The sequence below is a fragment of the Streptomyces sp. NBC_00536 genome, assembly GCF_036346295.1.
Lineage (GTDB): Bacteria > Actinomycetota > Actinomycetes > Streptomycetales > Streptomycetaceae > Streptomyces.
This window is the reverse complement of record NZ_CP107819.1, coordinates 5,786,946-5,807,050: the sequence shown is the minus strand read 5'-3', so window position 1 is coordinate 5,807,050 and position 20,105 is coordinate 5,786,946. Positions and strand designations below refer to the sequence as shown.

The following is a 20,105-nucleotide window of genomic DNA, read 5'->3' as shown; positions in this document are numbered from 1 at the left end:
TCCGGAGGCTACTCCGCCGGTTCCACGCCCGCGCGCAGCAGACCGTAGGTGAACGCGTCCTCCAGGGCCTGCCAGGAGGCCGCGATCACGTTCGTGCCCACGCCCACCGTGGACCACTCGCGGTGGCCGTCGGTCGTGGCGATGAGCACCCGGGTCGTGGAGTCCGTGCCGTGCTTGCCCTCCAGGATGCGGACCTTGTAGTCGATCAGCTCGAACTTGGCGAGCTGGGGGTAGAAGCGCTCCAGCGCCCCCCGCAGGGCCCGGTCGAGCGCGTTGACCGGGCCGTTGCCCTCCGCGGTGGCGACGATCCGCTCGCCCTTGGCCCACAGCTTCACCGTGGCCTCGTTGGCGTGCGTGCCGTCGGGGCGGTCCTCGACGATCGCGCGCCAGGACTCGGTACGGAAGTACTTGCGCGCCCGGCCCTCGACCTCGGCCCGCAGCAGCAGCTCGAAGGAGGCGTCGGCGGCCTCGAAGGTGTAGCCCGCCAGCTCGCGCTCCTTGACCCGCTCGACCACGCGGGAGATCAGGGCGCGGTCCCCGCCGAGGTCGACGCCCAGCTCCTTGCCCTTCAGCTCGATCGAGGCGCGCCCGGCCATGTCGGAGACCAGCATCCGCATGGTGTTGCCGACCCGCTCGGGGTCGATGTGCTGGTAGAGGTCCGGGTCCACCTTGATCGCCGAGGCGTGCAGGCCCGCCTTGTGGGCGAAGGCCGAGACGCCGACGTACGGCTGGTGGGTGGAGGGGGTGAGGTTGACGACCTCGGCGATGGCGTGCGAGATCCGGGTCATCTCGGCCAGCGCGCCCGCGGGGAGGACCGTACGGCCGTACTTGATCTCCAGCGCGGCCACGACCGGGAACAGGTTGGCGTTGCCGACCCGCTCGCCGTAGCCGTTGGCGGTGCACTGGACGTGGGTGGCGCCCGCGTCCACGGCGGCGAGGGTGTTGGCGACCGCGCAGCCCGTGTCGTCCTGGGCGTGGATGCCGAGCCGCGCGCCGGTGTCGGCGAGGACGGTGGCGACGACGGCGCTCACCTGGGCGGGCAGCATGCCGCCGTTGGTGTCGCAGAGGATGACCACGTCGGCGCCGGCCTCGTGGGCGGCACGCACGACCGACTTCGCGTAGGCGGGGTTGGCGCGGTAGCCGTCGAAGAAGTGCTCGCAGTCCACGAACACGCGCCGGCCCTGCTCGCGCAGGTAGGAGACGGTGTCCCGGACCATGTCGAGGTTCTCGTCCAGGGTGGTGCGCAGGGCCAGCTCGACGTGCCGGTCGTGGGACTTGGCCACCAGGGTGATGACCGGGGCGCCGGACTCCAGCAGGGCGCGGACCTGCGGGTCCGCGGCCGCCGAGCCGCCCGCGCGCCGGGTCGCGCCGAAGGCGACGAGCTGGGCGTGCTTGAAGTCGATCTCGGTGCGGGCGCGGGCGAAGAACTCGGTGTCGCGCGGGTTGGCGCCGGGCCAGCCGCCTTCGATGAAGCCCACGCCGAAGTCGTCGAGGTGCCGGGCGATCGTCAGCTTGTCCGCGACGGTGAGGTTGATGCCCTCGCGCTGTGCGCCGTCGCGCAGCGTGGTGTCGAAGACGTGGAAGCCGTCGTCGAGGGCCGCGCTCGCCGCTGTCGCCTCTGTCGTCGTCATGCTGATCTGACTCCTGTCGGATGAGTGGCTCCGGATGTCCGCCCGAGGGAAGGCCGCCGTCGCTTGCCCCCATCATCGCGCGCGGTCGGCTCCCGGCAGGGATGGGGCCGGGAAACGAAAAAACCCCTCGCGGGTGCGAGAGGTCTGCGCGCGGGTCTGGGGCACGATGCCGCTGCCGCGAAGGTCTTCCACGGTGTCAGCGGTCACGGCGGACCGGCGCGCTGCTGCCGGTAATCATGGGCTGAGCAAGCACGCCCGCAGTCTGCCACACGTCCCGTCCCGCGAGCGGGCCGTCTCAGGATCCGGGCGGAGCAGGCTGTACGAGCGCCTCGCCGAGGAATTCCGCGACGTGCGCCAGGATGTCGGCGCGCCCGATCCCGGGCAGGCCCACGGCCAGCTGGATGCTGAACCCGTCCAGCAGCGCCCGCAGCCGGGCCCCGAACCGGTCGGGGTCGACCGGCCGGAACTCCCCGCGCGAGACGCCCTCGGCGAGCAGTGCCACCAGGTCGCGGTGCCAGGCGCCCTCGATGGCGGCCTGGCGTTCGCGTTCCTCGGGCCCGGCGTTCTGCGAGCGGTTCCAGACCTCCATCCACAGGGTCCAGTGCGGGTCGCGGGCGCCGAGGGGCACGTACAGGTCGACGTACCGCCGGATCCGTTCGAGGGCCGGGCCGCGGCGCGAGAGCAGGGCGCGCCGCTCGTCGCCGAGGGCGGCCTCGCTCCACTCCAGGGTCTGCAGGAGGAGTTCGTCCTTGCTGCGGAAGTAGTAGAGGAGGTGGCCGCTGCTCATCCCGACCTGACGGCCCAGACCGGCCATGGTCAGGCCCTCCAGGCCGCGCTCGGCGATCGTGGCCATGGCGGCGACGAGTACGTCCTCGCGCGGCGGCGCGTTCTTCCGCGCGCGTACCCCACCGGCCACCATGGGCCACTCCTTGTCGTCCGCCGCAGGTCACACCTTCGGCTGTTGCTGGGTGATGCAGTGGATACCGCCACCCCCGGCGAAAATCGTACGCGCGTCAACCGGGCGGACGGTCCGCTCGGGGAACAGTCCGCGGAAGATCTCGGCGGCCTCCTCGTCGCGCGGGTCGTCGAAGGAGCACAGCACCACGCCGTCGTTGCACAGGTAGTGGTTGATGTAGGAGTAGTCGACCCACTCGCCGTCCTCCTCCAGCACGGTCGGCGCGGGCACCTCGACGACCTCCAGCCTGCGCCCCCGGGCGTCGGTCTGGGCGCGCAGCAGGGCCGCGATCAGCTTGCAGCGCTCGTGGTCGGGATGCGCCGGGTCGGGCTGGGTGTGCACCAGCACCACGCCGGGGCGGGCGAAGGCCGCGACGATGTCCACGTGGCCCTGGGTGCCGTAGGTGCCGTAGTCGCCGGCCAGGCCGTAGGGCAGCCAGATCGCCTTGGTGGTGCCCAGGTGCGCGTGGATCTCCCGCTCGACCTGCTCCCGGGTCCAGTCGGGGTTGCGGCCCTGGCCCAGCTGCACGGTGTCGGTGAGCAGGACCGTACCCTCGCCGTCGACGTGGATCGCGCCGCCCTCATTGACGAGGGGGGTGCTGTACGTCCGGGTGCCGGCCAGGTCGGAGACGTGCCGCGCGACCTTCGAGTCGTGCTCCCAGCGGGCCCATTCCTGGGCGCCCCAGCCGTTGAAGGTCCAGTCCACGGCGGCCAGTTCGCCCGCGTCGTTGGTGACGAAGGTCGGGCCGATGTCCCGCATCCAGGCGTCGTCCAGCTCGCGCTCCACCAGCTCGACGTCCTCGCCGACGAGGGCGCGGGCGCTCGCGGCGTCGCCGGGCGCGACGACCAGGGTCACCGGTTCGAAGCCGCGCACGGCGCGGGCGACGGCGCCCCAGGCCTCGCGGGCCTCGGCCAGCTCCCGCTCGTTGGTGAAGGTCGGGTTCGGGCTGGGCCAGGCCATCCAGGTGCGCTCGTGGGGAGCCCACTCGGGGGGCATGCGGAAGCCGTCGGAAGCGGGGGTGGCGGGGGTGGCGGTCATGACGGGGGGGGTCCTTCCGGGCTGCGGGCGGTGCAGGAGGGGCGGATCGGGGGGATCGATCCGGGCGGATCAGAGGAAGTAGAGGCGGTTCAGTGACACGGAGTCGGCCGCCTCGGAGCGCAGCGGGTCGCCGTCGAGGCTGACGAGTCCGCTGCGCGCGTCCACATCGACCGCGCCCACCCGGGAGTTGAGGAGGAGGTCCTTGGGTCCGATGCCGCGGGTGCCGCGGACGGCGACGCGGCGCCTGCGGGTGGGCATCTCGTCGCTGCCGAGCGCCGCCGCGGCGGCGGAGACGAAGGCGACGGAGATGTCGGCCGCGGTGGCGCCGTACGAGCCGAACTGCGGCCCCAGGACGAGGGGTTCACAGGTGTCGGTGGCCGCGTTGGGGTCGCCGGTGACCCCGTAGGCCGGGAATCCGGACTTCAGGACGAGCTGCGGCTTCGCGCCGAAGAACTGCGGGCGCCACAGCACGATGTCGGCGAGTTTGCCGACCTCGATGGAGCCGATCTCGTGGGCCAGGCCGTGGGCGATGGCCGGGTTGATGGTCAGCTTGGCCATGTAGCGCAGCACGCGGGCGTTGTCGTCGCCCTCGCCGTCGCCTTCCAGCGGGCCCAGTTCGCCCTTCATCTTCGCGGCCATGGCGAAGGTGCGGCGGATGGTCTCGCCCGCGCGGCCCATGCCCTGGGCGTCGGAGGAGGTGATGCCGATGGCGCCCAGGTCGTGCAGGACGTCCTCGGCCCCCATCGTGCCCGCGCGGATCCGGTCGCGGGCCATGGCCGCGTCGCCGGGGAGGTCGGGCTTGAGGTCGTGGACGGAGACGATCATGCCGTAGTGCTCGGCGACGGCGTCCCGCCCGAAGGGCAGGGTCGGGTTGGTCGAGGACCCGATGACGTTCGGGACGCCCGCCATCTTGAGGACGTTGGGGACGTGCCCGCCGCCGCAGCCCTCGATGTGGAAGGCGTGGATGGTGCGCCCGTCCAGGACGCGCAGGGTGTCCTCGACGGAGAGGCACTCGTTGAGGCCGTCGCTGTGCAGGGCGACCTGTACGTCGTACTCCTCGGCCACCCGCAGGGCGGTGTCCAGGGCGCGGGTGTGCGCGCCCATGTCCTCGTGGACCTTGAAGCCGGACGCGCCGCCCTCGGCGAGGGCCTCGATGAGGGGGGCGTCGTGGGAGGAGGAGCCGCGGGCGAGGAAGCCGATGTTGACGGGCCAGGCGTCGAAGGCGTTGAAGGCGTGCTTCAGCGCCCACGGGGAGTTGACTCCGACGCCCCAGACGGGGCCGAACTCCTGACCGATGATCGTGGTGACGCCCGCCGCGAGCGAGGCCTCCATGATCCGCGGGGAGAGCAGGTGGACATGGGTGTCCACGGCTCCGGCGGTGGCGATCATGCCCTCGCCGGAGACGATGGACGTGCCGGTGCCGACCACCACGTCCACCCCGTCGAGGGTGTCCGGGTTCCCGGCCCGGCCGATCGCGTGGATGCGGCCCTCGCGGATGCCGATGGACACCTTGCGGATGCCGAGGACCGCGTCGATGACCAGGACGTTGCTGATGACGACGTCGCAGGTGTCGCGGACGGCCGCGGCCTTCAGGTGCAGTCCGTCCCGGGCGGTCTTGCCGAAACCGGCCAGGAACTCGTCGCCCGGCTTCTGCGCGTCGGACTCCACGCGGACGGTCAGCCCGGAGTCGCCGAGCCGGACCCGGTCCCCGGCGCGGGGGCCGAAGACGGAGGCGTACTCCTGCGGGTCGATGTGCCGGCTGCCGGGGGCGCAGTGGTCGCTGTGCCGGGTCTGCTTGCTCACGCCTGGTCTCCGTCCGTGACATCGGTGGTCCCGGTGGTCCCGGTGGTCTCGGTGCCGAGGTAGCCGCAGGCGGCGGCGCGGCGCAGGGCCTCGGCCTTGGCGCCCGGGGCGTCGAGGGGGCCGTCCACCAGTCCGGCGAAGCCGACGGCGATCCGCTCGCCGCCGATCGGGACCAGCCCGACCTCGGCCTCGCCGCCGGGGTCGAAGCGGACGGAGGAGCCCGCCGGTACGCACAGCCGCATGCCGTACGCCGCCGCGCGGTCGAAGTCGAGGCGCGGGTTCGCCTCGAAGAAGTGGAAGTGGGAGGTGACGCTGACCGGCACGGTCGCGGTGTTGCGCACGTGCAGGTGGACGGTGGGCTCCGGCTGGGGGGCGCCGGGGCCGGGCACGACCGCGCCGGGGGCGTTCTCGCCGAGGCCTGCGGCGCCGCGGATCGGGGACGGGATGACCGCGAGGCGGGATCCGTCGTCGAAGACGGCCTCCACGTGCACCTCGGTGACCACGTCGCTGACGCCGGGCAGGACGTCGTCCGGGCCCAGCACCGAGCGGGCCTCCTCGATGGCCTCCGCGAGCCGCTTGCCGTCGCGCGCGGCCTCGCAGGCCGTGTCCGCGATGAGCGCGGTGGCCTCCGGGACGTTGAGCTTGAGTCCGCGGGCCCGCCGGGCCCTGGCCAGTTCCGCAGCGCTGCGGAGCAGCAGCCGGTCGCGCTCCGTAGGGGTCAGCCGCACGCCGATCCACCACCTTTTGAGTCGATGGGTTAGAGCATCACTCTAACTCTTCATTTCTCGGTAATGAAGCATTGACCTGAGACCAGGCCTTAGGTCACATTGAATGTCGCTCAAACATTGCATCGCCGCCCCCCGCCCTGCCAAGGGAGTCCCCCCATGCCCATCGAACAGCGCGGAGTCGACACCATCCCGGAGGAGGAGCGAACGAGCGGTCCACGTGACCTGATCTCGATCCTCCTCGGATCCAATCTCTGCCTCGGTGTGATCGTCTTCGGCTGGCTGCCCCCGTCCTTCGGACTGGGCCTGTGGCCGTCGGTCACCGCCATCGTGACCGGCACCATCGTGGGAATCGCCGTCACCGCGCCGCTGGCGCTGGTCTCGCTGCGGACCGCGACCAACCTGTCCACCTCCAGCGGCGCCCAGTTCGGCGTCCGCGGCCGGCTCGTCGGCTCGGTCGTGGGCCTGCTGCTCTCGCTCGGCTACACCGCGCTGACGCTGTGGATCGGCGGCGATGTGATGGTGGGCGCCCTCTCCCGGCTCACCGGGCTGCCGGACACCGGTGTCTCGCGGGCCGCGATGTACGGCGTGCTCGCCGCCTGTACCGTCGTCGGGGCCGTCTTCGGCTACCGGCTCCTGCTGCGCATGAGCAAGATCCTCTCCATCGGCATGGTGGTCCTGCTCGCGATCGGCGTCTTCGCCTACGCCCCCGACTTCACCGCCACCGCCGCGGAGCCCGCGTACCTCCTCGGCGGCTTCTGGCCGACCTGGCTGCTCGCCGCCGTCGCCGCGGGCCTCAGCGGTCCCGTCGCCTTCATCACTCTGCTCGGCGACTACACCCGCTACGTCTCCCCCCGCAGGCACAGCCCCCGCAAGGTGTTCTGGGCCACCGGCTTCGGCCTGCTGATCGGCCTGCTGATACCGCAGCTGTTCGGCACCTACACCGCGCTCGCCGCCAAGGCCGGGGCCGAGGACTACGCCGGGCCCCTCGTGGCCGCCTCGCCCTTCTGGTACCTGGTCCCGCTGCTGGCCGCCGCCGCGGCCGGCTCGGTGGGCAACGCCGGGCTGATGCTCTACTCGATGGGCCTGGACCTCGACGCGATCGTCCCCAAGGCCACCCGCACCAAGGCCACCGTGATCGCCGCCGCCGTCGCCACGGCCTTCGTCTTCGTCGGTTCCTTCGAGTGGAACGTGCAGTCCGCGATGACCTCCTTCGTGCTGCTGCTGACCGCGATCGGCACCCCGTGGGCCGTGATCACCCTGATCGGCTTCGTCCGGTGCCGGGGGCGCTACGACGCCGAGGCGCTCCAGGTCTTCAACCGCCGCTCGGTGGGCGGGATCTACTGGTACCGGGGCGGCTGGAACCCGAGCGCCACCGCCTCCTGGGCGATCGGCGCGGTCGTGGGCCTGCTGGCCGTGAGCACGCCCTTCTACGAGGGCCCGCTGCTCGCCCTGACCGGCGGAGTGGACTGCTCCTTCATCTTCTCCGGCCTGGCCGGAGGCCTCGTCTACACGGCGCTGACCGCCCGCGGCGCGGCCGCCCAGGCCCCGGCCGCCACCCCCGCCGAGGAGCTGGCCGGCGTCTGAGCCGCCGCGCCTCCCCCGTACGTACGAAGGCCCGCGCTTCCCCGATGGGGGAGCGCGGGCCTTCGTACGTACGGAAGCGGGAGCGGCTAGCCGAGCGGGTGCATCCAGCCGTGGGTGTCGGCGGCGTGGCCGGTCTGGAGGTCCAGGAGCGCCTTGCGGAGCTTCATGGTGACCTCGCCGGGCTCGCCGTTGCCCTGGGTCCAGTCGGCGCGCTCGGACTTGACCGAGCCGACCGGGGTGATGACGGCGGCGGTGCCGCAGGCGAACACCTCGGTGAGGGTGCCGTTCTCGTTGTCGCGCTTCCAGTCCTCGGTGGTGATGCGGCCCTCTTCGGCGGTGTAGCCGAGGTCACGGGCGATGGTGAGGAGGGAGTCGCGGGTGATGCCGGGGAGGAGCGAGCCGGTCAGCTCCGGGGTGACGATCCGGTCGCCGTACACGAAGTACAGGTTCATGCCGCCCATCTCCTCGATCCAGCGGTGCTCGATCGCGTCGAGCCAGACCACCTGGTCGCAGCCGTGGGAGGCCGCCTGGGCCTGGGCCACGAGGGAGGCCGCGTAGTTGCCTCCGGTCTTGGCGTCGCCGGTGCCGCCCTTGACGGCGCGGACGTACTGCTCGGAAAGCCAGACGGAGACCGGCTTGACGCCACCGGGGAAGTAGGCGCCCGCCGGGGAGGCGATGACGATGAAGAGGAACTCGTTCGCGGGGCGGACACCGAGGCCGACCTCGCTCGCGAACATGAACGGGCGCAGGTACAGGGAGGCTTCACCCGAGTCCGGCACCCAGGCGCGGTCCTGCTTGATGAGCGCGTCGCAGGCCTCGATGAACAGCTCGGTCGGCAGTTCCGGCATGGCCATGCGGCGGGCGGAGCGCTGGAACCGCTCGGCGTTGGCCTGCGGGCGGAAGGTGGAGACGGTGCCGTCGGGCTGGTGGTAGGCCTTGAGGCCCTCGAAGATCGTCTGCGCGTAGTGCAGCGTCATGTTCGCCGGGTCCATCGACAGCGGCGCGTAGGGGACCAGCTCGGCGTCGTGCCAGCCGCGGCCCTCGGTCCACTTGATCGTCACCATGTGATCGGTGAAGTGGCGGCCGAAACCGGGGCTGGCCAGGATCGCCTCGCGCTCCGCGTCGGACAGGGGGTTCGAGGAGGGCTTCAGCTCGATCGTGGGCGTCGTCATGAGTGCTTGTCCTTCACCGGTTCGTAGGGCGGACCGCGCTCACGGCGTACTAGGACGTCCGAGCTTCCCCGTATTCCGCGGCCTCGCGTTCGATTATCGCGCGAGGGGAGGCTTCGGTGAAACGGGGTGTTGTGCGGCCCAGGGGAGATGGTGGCACCCGGGGCCGTACAGGAAAAGCCGCCGGGTGCGGTGTGCCACCCGGCGGCTTCCTGGAAGTGGAACTGCCGGGTCAGCCGGCTACTCGTGCGGCGAGTGCGTCGCCGATCTCGTCCGTGCTGCGGAAGGTGCCGTCGCGTCCGGCCAGGTCGGCCGTGACCGCGTCCTCGATGCGGGCGGCCTGGGCCTCGTAACCCAGGTGGCGCAGCAGGAGGGCGACGGAGAGGATCGTCGCGGTCGGGTCGGCCTTGCCGGTGCCCGCGATGTCCGGGGCCGAGCCGTGGACCGGCTCGAACATGGACGGGAAGGCGCCGGTCGGGTTGATGTTCCCGGAGGCGGCCAGGCCGATTCCGCCGGTCACGGCGGCGGCGAGGTCGGTGAGGATGTCACCGAAGAGGTTGTCCGTGACGATGACGTCGAAGCGCTCGGGCTGGGTGACAAAGAAGATCGTCGCGGCGTCGACGTGCAGGTAGTCGGTGGTGACCTCGGGGTACTCCTTGCCGACCGTGTCGAAGATGTTCTTCCACAGGTGACCGGCGAAGACGAGGACGTTGTTCTTGTGGACCAGCGTCAGCTTCTTGCGGGGGCGGGCGTTGGCCCGCTCGTACGCGTCGCGCACCACGCGCTCCACGCCGTACGCCGTGTTGACGCTGACCTCGGTGGCCACCTCGGCGGGCGTACCGGTGCGCAGCGAACCGCCGTTGCCGGTGTACGGGCCCTCGGTGCCCTCGCGGACCACGACGAAGTCGATCTCCGGACGGCCCGCCAGCGGGGTGGCGGTGTTGGGGAACAGCTTCGACGGCCGCAGGTTGATGAAGTGGTCGAAGGCGAAGCGGAGCTTGAGCAGCAGCCCGCGCTCCAGGACGCCCGACGGGACCGACGGGTCGCCGATGGCGCCCAGGAGGATCGCGTCGTGCTGCTTGAGGGCTGCGAGGTCCGCGTCCGGGAGGGTCTCACCGGTGCGGTGCCAGCGCTGGGCGCCGAGGTCGTATTCCTTGGTCTCCAGCTTCACATCCTGGGGCAGGACCGCGGTAAGGACCTTGAGGCCCTGAGCCACGACTTCCTGGCCGATGCCATCACCGGGGATCACTGCGAGATTGATGCTGGTCGCCATGTCGGAACCGTACTCCCTGTCCCAGCCCTCGACATGTCCCGTCCAGGATGTGGACGGGACGTGTCGTGAGCAGCGACTTCCCGGCAGCAGCCGGGGTCGCGGCCGGTCAGTGGCCCGTCAGTGGCCGGTCGAGCCGCCGTTGTCACGGCGGTCGAGGGCGCGCTGGAGGGCGGCGGCGGCGTTCTTGCGGTCGGCCTCGGCGGGACGGGAGCCGTGGCGGACGCGGCGGACGGCAGTGGTCTGGGGCATGGTGATCGACTCCTTGAGAAGAGGGGGGTCTTCAAGGCGCCGGAAGAGGCGGGGAACGGTGCGCCACAGGGGTTGCCTGTCTCGGGGCGCACGCTCTCGACCGCCATTCGCTGGATCAGCGAGACGTTCGGCTCCTACAAAGCTAGGCCAGCTCGCCCTGTATGTCTCCGCAATTACTCGGACTTCCTACTATCTGAGACGGCGAACCGCCCGGAAGGGCCTCCCGGACCCTCCCCCAAACGCTCCGTTTCAGCCCTTCTCGGCCCGGAGTTCCCTGATCAGCGCCCTGACGGCGAGCGTGGACGCCGCTTCCGGTGTGGTGACGTACCCCACGTGCCGCACCGGCCGCCGCGGGCCCAGCCGGGTGATCTCCACGGCGTCCGTGGCCTCCCGGAGCGACAGCTCGGGCATGATCGCCATCCCCAGCCCCCGGCCGACCATCGTCAGCACCATCGCGTCGTCGTCCGCCTTCACGGTGGCGCGCGGGATCCAGTCCTGGGCCCGCCACCAGGCGCGGGTGTAGGAGCCGCAGTTCTCGTCCCAGTCCAGCAGGGGCAGTTCGCGCGGGCGCGGGTGCCCGGCCGGGTGGACCAGGACGTACGCCTCCTCCACGAGCACCCCCGTCAGCAGCCCGGGCAGTCCGGACGCCACATCGCCGGACCCGCCCAGGGTCGCGATGCCCAGGTCGGCGCGGCCCGCGGCCACCTCGCCCGCGCTGCCGGCCCCCAGTTCACGGACCACCCGCACCTCGGGCCATGAGCGTCGTTCATAGATGGCTCCCATCCATGAACGCAACCGTTCCTCTGGACTGAGCAGGAGTGAGTCCGCTCAGCCGCACACCCCGAACGGTCTTGGGCGCACTGGTCCCCGGCGTACTCAACCCCGGGGCGGCGACACGCATCCTGTGCGTGGTCCGGGCCCGGGAGGTCGGTTCCCTTGCGCGATCTGGCCAAATAGGTACGGCCAGAGGCGACGGGGAGGCCCTGAACCATCACTCCGGTGGAGCAGGGGCCCCGCACACTGGCGCCGTACCCGGCGTCCCAGATCACACGGTCACGTTAACCCGGACAGCCCAAGACGCCGCAAGCCCGGAGGCCAACCACCACACGATCGAGTTAAACCGCCTTCGTGCACCCTCCCCGGCAAGCAACTGACGACCCCCTGCCCGGCCCGGGGATTCCTTCCTAGCCTCCTGATCATGACTTCACCGACCGCCTACGCCGTCCACCTGAGCGCCCGCCCCACCGGCTTCCCGACCGCCGCCGACTTCCGCATCGACGCGAGCCCCGTCCCCTCCCCCGCCCCGGGCACCGCCCTCGTCGAGAACCTGCTGCTCTCCGTGGACCCGCCCCCAGCTACCGCTGGGAGGTGCCCCCGCACCGCGGGATGATGGACGGCGGTGAGGGCGGCTTCGAGCTGGGCACCCCGCTGGAGGGCCGCTCGGTGGGCCGGGTCGTCGCCTCCCGGGACCCCGGGCTGCGCGAGGGCGACCTGGTCTTCCACCGGGAGGGCTGGCGCACCCACGCGCTCGTCACCCGCGGCGTGGCCGGGACCCGCGTCCTGCGCGGCCACGAGGGCATCCCGCTGGAGGCGTACCTGAGCATCCTGGGCGGCACCGGACTGACCGCCTACGCGGCCCTGACCCACACGGCGGGGCTGCGCGAAGGCGAGGACCTCTTCGTCTCGGCCGCCGCGGGCGGGGTCGGCACCGCCACCGGCCACATCGCCCGGCTGCTCGGCGCGCGCCGGATCATCGGCAGCGCGGGGTCGGCGGCCAAGGTGGCCCACCTGACCGGGACGCTGGGCTTCGACGCGGCCTTCGACTACCACGACGGGCCGGTCGGCGAGCAGTTGGCGGCGGCCGCCCCGGACGGCATCGACGTCTACGTGGACAACGTCGGCGGCGACCACCTGGAGGGGGCGATCGAGGCCCTGCGCGAGTACGGCCGGATCGCCTGGGTGGGCGCCATCTCGATGTACAACGGGGACCGTTCGCCCGCCGCCCCCCGCAACCTCTTCGAGGTCGTACACAAGTCACTGCGCCTGGAAGGGGTATTGGTTCGCAATCACACCAATCTGCAGGACGAGCTGGAGGACTTCCTCGTCCCGCACCTGCGCAGTGGCCGGATCGGCACCGACACCACCGTTGTCCAGGGCTTCGAGCACACCGTGGAGGCCTTCCTGGGCATGCTCCGAGGGGACAATCTGGGCAAGATGCTGGTCAGGATCGATGGCTGAATCCCACCACCTGAAGTTCACCGAACTCTTACCGCACGGCTGTAGACCTTTGAACCCCGCGCCGCCACTCTTGCGGCTGACGTGCCGACAGGGCACCCGAGTGGGGAGTGGTGGCCAGTGACTCCGATCAGCCGCAGAGGATTCGTGGGTATCGGCGCCGGGCTGATGGCGGGGGCGGCCCTGCCCCCGCTCACGGCGACGGCAGCCGCGGCCGCCGCGACCGGCACGATCACCGATGTGAAGCACGTGGTGATCCTCATGCAGGAGAACCGCAGCTTCGACCACTACTTCGGCAAGCTGAAGGGCGTCCGGGGCTTCGGCGACCGCGCCGCGGGCAACATCCCGGGCGGCTGGGGCATGTTCAACCAGCCCAACTGGGGCGGCCGCCAGTACCCGTGGAAGCTCAGCTCCACCCCGGCCGTCGGCGGCGTCGACGGGGAGACCCTCGCCCAGTGCAACGGCGACCTGCCGCACAGCTGGTCCTCGCAGCACGCGGCCTGGAACAAGGGCCGGCTGGACAACTTCGTCACCGGCGTCGGCAACACCCGCACCCTCGGCTACCTCGACCGCGGCGACATACCCTTCCACTACGGCCTCGCCGACAATTACACCATCTGCGACGCCTACTTCTGCTCCACCCTCAGCGCCACCGGCCCCAACCGCACCTTCCTGTGGAGCGGCAAGGTCGACTCGGGCAGCAAGGACGGCGGCGACGAGTCCGGGCTGACCTGGGAGACCTACGCGGAGGCCCTCCAGCGCGCGGGCATGAGCTGGAAGGTCTACCAGAACGCCCAGGACAACTACGGCGACAACGCCCTGGCTTACTTCAAGAAGTTCACCGACGCCAAGCCCGGCGACCCGCTGTGGGACCGGGGCATGGGCTCGGTGCCCAAGGTCACCGGCTCCACCCCCGACGACATCGCGGCCGCCATCCGCGCCGACGTGGTCGCGGGCACCCTCCCCCAGGTCTCCTGGGTCGTGGCCAACGAGGCGTTCTCCGAGCACCCGTACGCCCCGCCCGCCGACGGCGCGCACTTCGTGGACCTCGTGTACCGCGCGCTCGCCGCGAACCCCGAGGTCTTCGACTCGACCGTCCTCTTCCTCAACTACGACGAGAACGACGGCTTCTTCGACCACGTCCCGCCGCCGGTCGCCCCGCCCGGCACCCCCGGCGAGTACATCGACGGCACCCCGATCGGCCTGGGCTTCCGCGTCCCGATGATCGTGATGTCCCCGTGGACCCGCGGCGGCTGGGTCAGCTCCGAGGTCTTCGACCACACCTCGGTGCTCCAGTTCATGGAGACGTGGACCGCGGCCCTCGGCACCCCGGCCACCTGTCCCAACATCAGCGACTGGCGCCGCAAGGTGACCGGCGACCTGACCGGCGTCTTCGACTTCGCCCACCCGGTCTACGGGGTCCCGTCCGGCCTCCCCTCCACCGCGAAGGTGATCGGGCAGTCGACCTGCGGCCCGCTGACCAACCCGGCCCCCCAGGACAACGCCCTGCCCGTGCAGGAGGCGGGGACCCGCCCGGCGCGCGCCCTGCCGTACCAGGTGAACGGCAACCTCGACCGCTTCGAGTTCGGTGCCGCGGGCAAGATCCTGGCCTGGTTCTCGATGACCAACCAGGGCGCCGAGGCGAAGAGCGCGGCGCACTTCCAGATCCGCCCCCACCAGTACCGCGACACCGCGTCCTGGGAGTACACCGTCGACCCGGGCGGCGTCGCGACCGACTACTTCAACATCGGCCTCGGCAGCGGCTCCGGCAAGTACGACCTCTCGATGGTCGGCCCGAACCGCTTCCTGCGCCGGTTCATCGGCGACACGTCGAAGGCGGGCAAGTCGATCGAGGCCGCGGCCCGCTTCGCGACCGAGCCCGGCTCCGGCAAGACCGCGATCTACTTCAAGCTGACCAACACCTCGGCCTCGCCGGTCACCTTCACCGTCCGCTCCAACGCCTACCGCGCGGACGGTCCCTGGACCTACACGGTGCCCGCCAACTCCTCGCGCGAGGACTTCTGGAACGCGGTGGCTTACTCGAACGGCTGGTACGACTTCACCATCCTCGCGGACTCCGACGGCACCTGGTCGCGCCGCTACACGGGCCACATCGAGACCGGCGCCCCCAGCATCAGCGGCTGACCGGCCGGGCCGGGGCGTCCTAGAGGACGTCCCCGTCGCGCCAGTCGAAGTCGAGCCGCCCGGCGTGGTCCAGCCGGACCCCTCCGGGCGGCACCCACACGTACGTCGACCCCTCCTCCCCGGCGAGCCGCTCGGGCCCGCCGGGCCCCAGGACCCCGATCTCCCCGCCCCACACCCGCCAGCCCCGGCCCGCGTACAGGGCGGCCCCCTGCTCGGACGCCGAGAGCGCCCCGAGTACGTAGGCCCCCGCGACCACCCCCTCCAGGGCGGCCACGATCCCCGCGCCCAGCCCCCGGCGGCGGCACTCCGGCCGCACGGCCACGGCCTCGACGTACCCGGTCCGCAGGGACCGGCCGCGGTGCACCACCCGGCGCATGACGACGCTGCCGTGCGCGACGATCCGCTCCCCCTCGTACGCCAGGGCGTGCATCCCGCCGAGCGCGTGCTCGAAGTCCAGGTCGCCGAAGTCCCCGTCGAAGGCGCCGTCGAGCAGCGCGCGCACCTCGCCCAGCTCGCCGTCGGCCAGGGCGGCGGTGTGCACGACCCGTACGCTCATACGGGGACCGTACCCGCATTGCGGACACCGAAGCGGTCCGCACCGGCCGGAATCGGCCGACGCGGTGCTGGCCGGGACGGGCGCGGCCTCGGCAGACTCGGCGCATGTCCTCTCAGACCCAGCAATGGACCCCCACCCACGGCGAGCCCTACCGCCCCGTCGCCTACCGGCCCGAGCGGATGCCCGCCCCCGAAACCCTCGCGCGGGCCGCCGAGTTGCGGGAGCGGATGGACCAGCGGCGGACCGTGCGCCACTTCTCCGCCGAGCCCGTGCCCGAGCAGGCCGTCCGGGACGCGATCGCCTGCGCCGCGACCGCGCCGTCCGGGGCGCACCAGCAGCCGTGGACCTTCGTCCTGGTCAAGGACCCGGAGGTGCGCCGCCAGATCCGGGACGCCGCCGAACAGGAGGAACTCCTGTCCTACGACGGCCGGCTCGGCGACGAATGGCTCGCCGCGCTGCGCCCGCTGGGCACGGACGCGGTCAAGACGCACCTCACCGACGCGCCCGCGCTGATCGTGGTCTTCCAGCAGCGGTACTGGCTCGGCCCGGACGGCACCAAGCGCAAGCACTACTACGTCGACGAGTCGGTCGGCATAGCGGTCGGCATGCTGCTGTCCGCCCTGCACCTGAGCGGGCTGGCGGCCCTGATCCACACCCCGAGCCCGATGCGCTTCCTGAGCCACGTGCTGCGCCGCCCGGAGAACGAGAAGGCCTTCGCGGTCATCCCCGTCGGCTACCCCGCCGACGACTGCGAGGTCCCCGACCTCCTGCGCAAGTCCCTGGACCAGGTCATGGTGGAGATCTAGGGGCCCGTTTCGGCGGGCGGTGCCTCCCGCCCGCCGAACCCGCCCAGCGCCCCGGCCATGCGCAGGCAGATCCGCGCGCGGTCCTCGGGCGAGCACTCCGCCATGGCCGCGCGCAGCTGCCTCAGCAGGACCACGTCCCGCACCACCTTGGCCACCCCGAACACGGCCGCCGCCAGCAGCGCTCCGGTCAGCACGCGGCACACTCATGCCGGATGATCCTGCGCAGGACGACCCTGGCGTTCTCCAGGGCGATGACCCCGGGAACCGGTGGGTCACCGGGACCGATCCCCGGGGGCGCGGTGGCGAGTCCGCTCCGCCGGAGCCGCCCCTCCAGCTCCGCGACACCCCGGTCACAGCACCACTCGATGACGAGGTCCCCGTACCCGTACGGCTGACCGTCACTGTGGCCGTAGCCGCGGCCGTGGGCCCATCCGAGCACCACGTCTGCCGCGTTGACCAGCAGCGGACGCCGCAGGAGGCGGCTGAGCAGCCAGTCCCGGGCGGCCGGTCCGTCGGCCCAGTCGTCGAGCCGCGCCCGCTCGGCGCTGTGCAGCGGGATGTCGACGCGACGGCCCACGTAGACCATGCGCCCTCGGGGCAGGGGCTGCCGCCAGGCGGGCACGGACTGCAGGATGCGGATGGCACCACCGCTCGCCACGCAGCACAGGTGGAGCCCGTCGCGCCGGTGCTCCAGCCGGAGGCCCGGCACCCCTTCGAGATCTCCGGATCCGGGATCGACCCTCGGCATCAGCGCCGCGAACACCCCGGGCGACAGGTCCGGGTGCAGCTCGATCCCGAGCCCGGAGGGCGTGGGCCGCACCGCCGTGATCCCGAGCCGCGCCCCGGCCCGCATGGCATAGACCAGCACCAGCGCCACCCGGGCTTCGAAGGCCCGCTGCGCGGGGCTTTCCGCGTCGGGGACGGGCTGGCCCCGCGAGATCAGGCCTTCGGCGGCCCACCGCAGGCAGACGTGGTGCGGCAGGCCGGTGGCCTCGCGGCAGAGGGTGGCCGCGCGGTGGCGGTTGTCGGTGCGCCGGGACATACGTCTCCTCGGCCCCCGTCCCGGCACGGACGCGTAGAGGCTGCGTATCTCCTGGTCGTGGAAACCCACCCCGCACGGGAACTCGTGAGAGCCCTTCGCTCCCCCGGCTGCCGGGCCCGGGTGCTGGAGCGTGTCGCCGTACGCGACAACTCGTTCCAGGCTAGCAAGAGTTCCCGCCTATCGTGGGGCGTCCAAGAATTCGATCAGGGAGTCCCATGCTGCGCGTCCGGTTCGAGGTCAACGGTGGTCCCGAGGTGCTGTTCACCGAGCGGGCGCAGGTGCCCGTTCCCGGTCCCGGGGAGCTGCTGATCCGCGCCGAGGCCATCGGGGTGACCCTGCCGACCGTCCGCAAGGTCCGCGAAGGCGACGGCCCGGTGCCGCTCGGCGGCGAGGTGGCGGGCGTCGTGGAGGCCGTCGGCGACGGCGTGGACTTCGCCGTCGGGGAGCGGGTGACGGGGCTGTGCTTCTCGCACGCCTACGCCGAATACGCCGTCGTACCGGCCGCCTTCGCCTCCCGGATCCCGGACGCGGCGAGCGCCGCCACCGCGGTCGCCCTGGTCCGCAGCGGGCTGGTGGCGCGCGGGGCCTACGAGGCGGGCGCGCCCGAGCCGGGCGGGTCGGTGCTGGTCACCGCCGCCGCGAGCGCGGTCGGTTCGCTGGCCCTGCAGTACGCCCGGGCGGGGGGCGCGAAGCGGGTGGTCGCTGCGGTCGGCAGCCCCGCCAAGGCGGATTTCGTGCGTGCCCTGGGCGCCGACGAGGTCGTGACGTACGACGCGGCCGACTGGGGGGACCCGTACGACGTGATCCTCGACGGGGTCGGCGGCGAGCTGCTCGGCCCCGCCGTCCGCGCGCTCGCCCCGGGCGGCCGGCTGGTGGCCTTCAGCTCCGGCGGCGGCACGGTGGAGGCGTACGAGCTGCTGGTGCGCGGCGCGTCGGTGATCGGCTTCCAGATGGCGGTGATCGCGCGCGGCAAGCCGGAGGTGTACGCCCGCTGGCTGCGCGAGCTGTGGGACCTGTGGGAGCGGGGCGTCCTGCGCCCGGCGGTGCACGCCGAGGTGCCGCTGGCCGAGGCCGCGCGGGCGCACGCCCTCATCGAGGCGCGGCAGAACCTCGGCAAGGTGGTGCTGGTCCCGTAGGGGGTGCAACTGGGACCGCCCCCGCTCCGGACTTGGGGGTACCGGATCGGGGGCGGGGTTCAGCGGGGCCGGTCGGCGGCCCGGGAGGGGCTCAGCCCATGTGGGGGTAGCCGTACTCGGTCGGCGGGACCAGGGTCTCCTTGATGGAGCGGGTCGAGGTCCAGCGCAGCAGGTTGGAGGCCGCGCCCGCCTTGTCGTTCGTACCGGACGCGCGGCCACCGCCGAAGGGCTGCTGGCCGACGACGGCGCCGGTCGACTTGTCGTTGATGTAGAAGTTGCCCGCGGCGAAGCGGAGCTTCTCCATCGCGTCGGCCGCGGCGTAGCGGTCCTGGGCGATGACGGCGCCGGTCAGCGCGTACGCCGACACCGACTCCATCTGCTCCAGCATCGCGTCGAAGGCCTCGTCCTCGTAGACGTGGACGGCGAGGATCGGGCCGAAGTACTCGGTCGTGAAGACCTCGTTGGCCGGGTCGGTGCAGGCGATGACGGTCGGGCGGACGAAGTAGCCCTCCGCGTCGTCGTACGTGCCGCCCGCGACGATCTCGCAGGTCGGGTCGGCCTTCGCACGGTCGATCGCGGCCTTGTTCTTCGCGAAGGAGCGCTCGTCGATGACCGCGCCGATGAAGTTCGACAGGTCGCGGACGTCACCCATGGTGATGCCGTCGACCTCGGCCGCGAACTCCTCCTTGAAGCCGTCGTTCCAGATCGAGGCCGGAACGTAGGCGCGGGAGGAGGCCGAGCACTTCTGACCCTGGAACTCGAAGGAGCCGCGGGTCATGGCGGTCTTCAGGATCGCGCGGTCCGCGGACGGGTGCGCGACGACGAAGTCCTTGCCGCCGGTCTCGCCGACCAGGCGCGGGTAGGACTTGTACTTCTCGATGTTGTTGCCGACCGTCTTCCACAGGTGCTGGAAGGTCTTGGTCGAGCCGGTGAAGTGGATGCCGGCCAGCTCGGGGTGGTTCAGCGCCACCTCGGAGACGGCGATGCCGTCACCGGTCACCAGGTTGATGACGCCCTTGGGCAGACCGGCGGCCTCCAGCAGCTCCATGAGGAGGACCGCGGAGTGGGTCTGGGTCGGGGACGGCTTCCACAGGACCACGTTGCCCATCAGGGCGGGGGCGGTCGGCAGGTTGCCCGCGATGGCCGTGAAGTTGAACGGCGTGATCGCGTAGACGAAACCTTCGAGCGGGCGGTGGTCGCTGCGGTTCCACACGCCCGCGGAGTTCGCGACCGGCTGCTCGGCCAGGATCTGGCGGGCGAAGTGGACGTTGAAGCGCCAGAAGTCGACGAGCTCGCACGGGGTGTCGATCTCGGCCTGCTGGGCGGTCTTCGACTGGCCGAGCATGGTGGAAGCGGCCAGCTTCTCGCGCCACGGGCCGGACAGCAGCTCGGCGGCGCGCAGGATGATCGCGGCGCGGTCGTCGAAGTCCATCGCGCGCCAGGCCGGGGCGGCGGCGAGGGCGGCGTCGATGGCCTCCTGCGCGTCGGCCTGGGTGGCGTTGGCGTAGGTGCCGATGACGGACTTGTGGTCGTGCGGCTGCACGACGTCGAAGCGGTCGCCGCCGCCCATCCGCTTCTCGCCGTTGATGGTCATCGGCAGGTCGATCGGGTTCTCGGCCAGCTGCTTGAGCTGGAATTCGAGACGCGCGCGCTCCGGGGTGCCGGGGGCGTACGAGTGGACCGGCTCGTTGACCGGCGCGGGGACCTGGGTCACAGCATCCATGGGGCGGGGACTCCTTGAGCTGGGGGAAGGGG

Annotated in this window: 16 protein-coding genes and 2 pseudogenes; 5 read left to right on the top strand and 13 right to left on the bottom strand. The window is 71.8% G+C overall.

Features of this window, described 5'->3' with window-relative positions:
- Window positions 1–8: 8 nt before the first annotated feature.
- The 5 genes from cimA to ureA all read right to left on the bottom strand — a co-directional run bounded on the left by cimA (window position 9) and on the right by ureA (window position 6,155).
- Window positions 9–1,631: a citramalate synthase gene (gene cimA / locus OHS33_RS25955; protein WP_330332818.1), complete on the bottom strand. Its 1,623-nt coding sequence runs from the start codon at window positions 1,629–1,631 to the stop codon at window positions 9–11.
- Window positions 1,632–1,926: 295 nt separating this feature from the next.
- A complete protein-coding gene (locus tag OHS33_RS25950) occupies window positions 1,927–2,550 on the bottom strand; it encodes a TetR/AcrR family transcriptional regulator (RefSeq protein WP_330332817.1) in 624 nt (207 codons plus the stop codon).
- 27 nt (window positions 2,551–2,577) lie between these two features.
- A complete protein-coding gene (locus tag OHS33_RS25945) occupies window positions 2,578–3,624 on the bottom strand; it encodes an agmatine deiminase family protein (protein ID WP_330332816.1) in 1,047 nt (348 codons plus the stop codon).
- A 69-nt stretch (window positions 3,625–3,693) separates the two neighbouring features.
- Window positions 3,694–5,427, bottom strand: a complete 1,734-nt coding sequence (locus tag OHS33_RS25940; RefSeq protein ID WP_330332815.1) for an urease subunit alpha — start codon at window positions 5,425–5,427, stop codon at window positions 3,694–3,696.
- Complete coding sequence (gene ureA, locus OHS33_RS25935) at window positions 5,424–6,155, bottom strand: urease subunit gamma (RefSeq protein WP_330332814.1); 732 nt, start codon at window positions 6,153–6,155, stop codon at window positions 5,424–5,426. The genes OHS33_RS25940 and ureA overlap by 4 nt, the downstream gene beginning before the upstream one ends.
- 156 nt (window positions 6,156–6,311) lie before the next feature.
- Here ureA and OHS33_RS25930 point away from each other — a divergent pair, with 156 nt between their 5' ends.
- Complete coding sequence (locus OHS33_RS25930) at window positions 6,312–7,739, top strand: cytosine permease (protein WP_330332813.1); 1,428 nt, start codon at window positions 6,312–6,314, stop codon at window positions 7,737–7,739.
- A gap of 86 nt (window positions 7,740–7,825) precedes the next feature.
- On the opposite strand, the gene OHS33_RS25925 is transcribed toward OHS33_RS25930, so the two are convergent.
- The 4 genes and pseudogenes from OHS33_RS25925 to OHS33_RS25910 form a co-directional block, all read right to left on the bottom strand.
- Entirely contained in the window at window positions 7,826–8,911 is a 1,086-nt protein-coding gene (locus tag OHS33_RS25925) for a branched-chain amino acid aminotransferase (protein WP_330332812.1), read from the bottom strand.
- 229 nt (window positions 8,912–9,140) lie between these two features.
- The gene (locus OHS33_RS25920; RefSeq protein WP_330332811.1) at window positions 9,141–10,181 is read right to left on the bottom strand and encodes a 3-isopropylmalate dehydrogenase; all 1,041 of its coding nucleotides are present in this window, start codon (window positions 10,179–10,181) and stop codon (window positions 9,141–9,143) included.
- A 117-nt stretch (window positions 10,182–10,298) separates the two neighbouring features.
- Entirely contained in the window at window positions 10,299–10,430 is a 132-nt protein-coding gene (locus tag OHS33_RS25915; RefSeq protein WP_330332810.1) for a hypothetical protein, read from the bottom strand.
- A gap of 249 nt (window positions 10,431–10,679) precedes the next feature.
- Window positions 10,680–11,183: pseudogene (locus tag OHS33_RS25910) on the bottom strand (substrate-binding domain-containing protein); the annotation flags it as partial.
- A gap of 445 nt (window positions 11,184–11,628) precedes the next feature.
- Between OHS33_RS25910 and OHS33_RS25905 the strand changes: the two are divergent.
- Window positions 11,629–12,668 (top strand): annotated as a pseudogene (locus tag OHS33_RS25905) (NADP-dependent oxidoreductase).
- Window positions 12,669–12,785: 117 nt separating this feature from the next.
- Entirely contained in the window at window positions 12,786–14,810 is a 2,025-nt protein-coding gene (locus tag OHS33_RS25900) for a phosphocholine-specific phospholipase C (protein WP_330332809.1), read from the top strand.
- 19 nt (window positions 14,811–14,829) lie between these two features.
- On the opposite strand, the gene OHS33_RS25895 is transcribed toward OHS33_RS25900, so the two are convergent.
- Complete coding sequence (locus OHS33_RS25895) at window positions 14,830–15,366, bottom strand: GNAT family N-acetyltransferase (protein ID WP_330332808.1); 537 nt, start codon at window positions 15,364–15,366, stop codon at window positions 14,830–14,832.
- A gap of 104 nt (window positions 15,367–15,470) precedes the next feature.
- On the opposite strand from OHS33_RS25895, the gene OHS33_RS25890 reads away from it, so the two are divergent.
- Window positions 15,471–16,172: a nitroreductase family protein gene (locus OHS33_RS25890; protein ID WP_330332807.1), complete on the top strand. Its 702-nt coding sequence runs from the start codon at window positions 15,471–15,473 to the stop codon at window positions 16,170–16,172.
- Here OHS33_RS25890 and OHS33_RS25885 read toward each other — a convergent pair.
- Window positions 16,169–16,366 (bottom strand): hypothetical protein, encoded by a 198-nt coding sequence (locus tag OHS33_RS25885; protein ID WP_330332806.1) that lies wholly within the window; start codon window positions 16,364–16,366, stop codon window positions 16,169–16,171. The two genes, OHS33_RS25890 and OHS33_RS25885, sit on opposite strands and share 4 nt — an antisense overlap.
- Window positions 16,360–17,214 (bottom strand): hypothetical protein, encoded by an 855-nt coding sequence (locus tag OHS33_RS25880; protein WP_330332805.1) that lies wholly within the window; start codon window positions 17,212–17,214, stop codon window positions 16,360–16,362. The genes OHS33_RS25885 and OHS33_RS25880 overlap by 7 nt, the downstream gene beginning before the upstream one ends.
- A 215-nt stretch (window positions 17,215–17,429) precedes the next feature.
- Here OHS33_RS25880 and OHS33_RS25875 point away from each other — a divergent pair, with 215 nt between their 5' ends.
- Window positions 17,430–18,350: a quinone oxidoreductase family protein gene (locus tag OHS33_RS25875; RefSeq protein WP_330332804.1), complete on the top strand. Its 921-nt coding sequence runs from the start codon at window positions 17,430–17,432 to the stop codon at window positions 18,348–18,350.
- A 91-nt stretch (window positions 18,351–18,441) separates the two neighbouring features.
- Here the strand turns inward: OHS33_RS25875 and pruA are convergent, their stop codons facing one another.
- Window positions 18,442–20,073, bottom strand: a complete 1,632-nt coding sequence (pruA, locus tag OHS33_RS25870; protein ID WP_330332803.1) for an L-glutamate gamma-semialdehyde dehydrogenase — start codon at window positions 20,071–20,073, stop codon at window positions 18,442–18,444.
- Window positions 20,074–20,105: the final 32 nt, after the last annotated feature.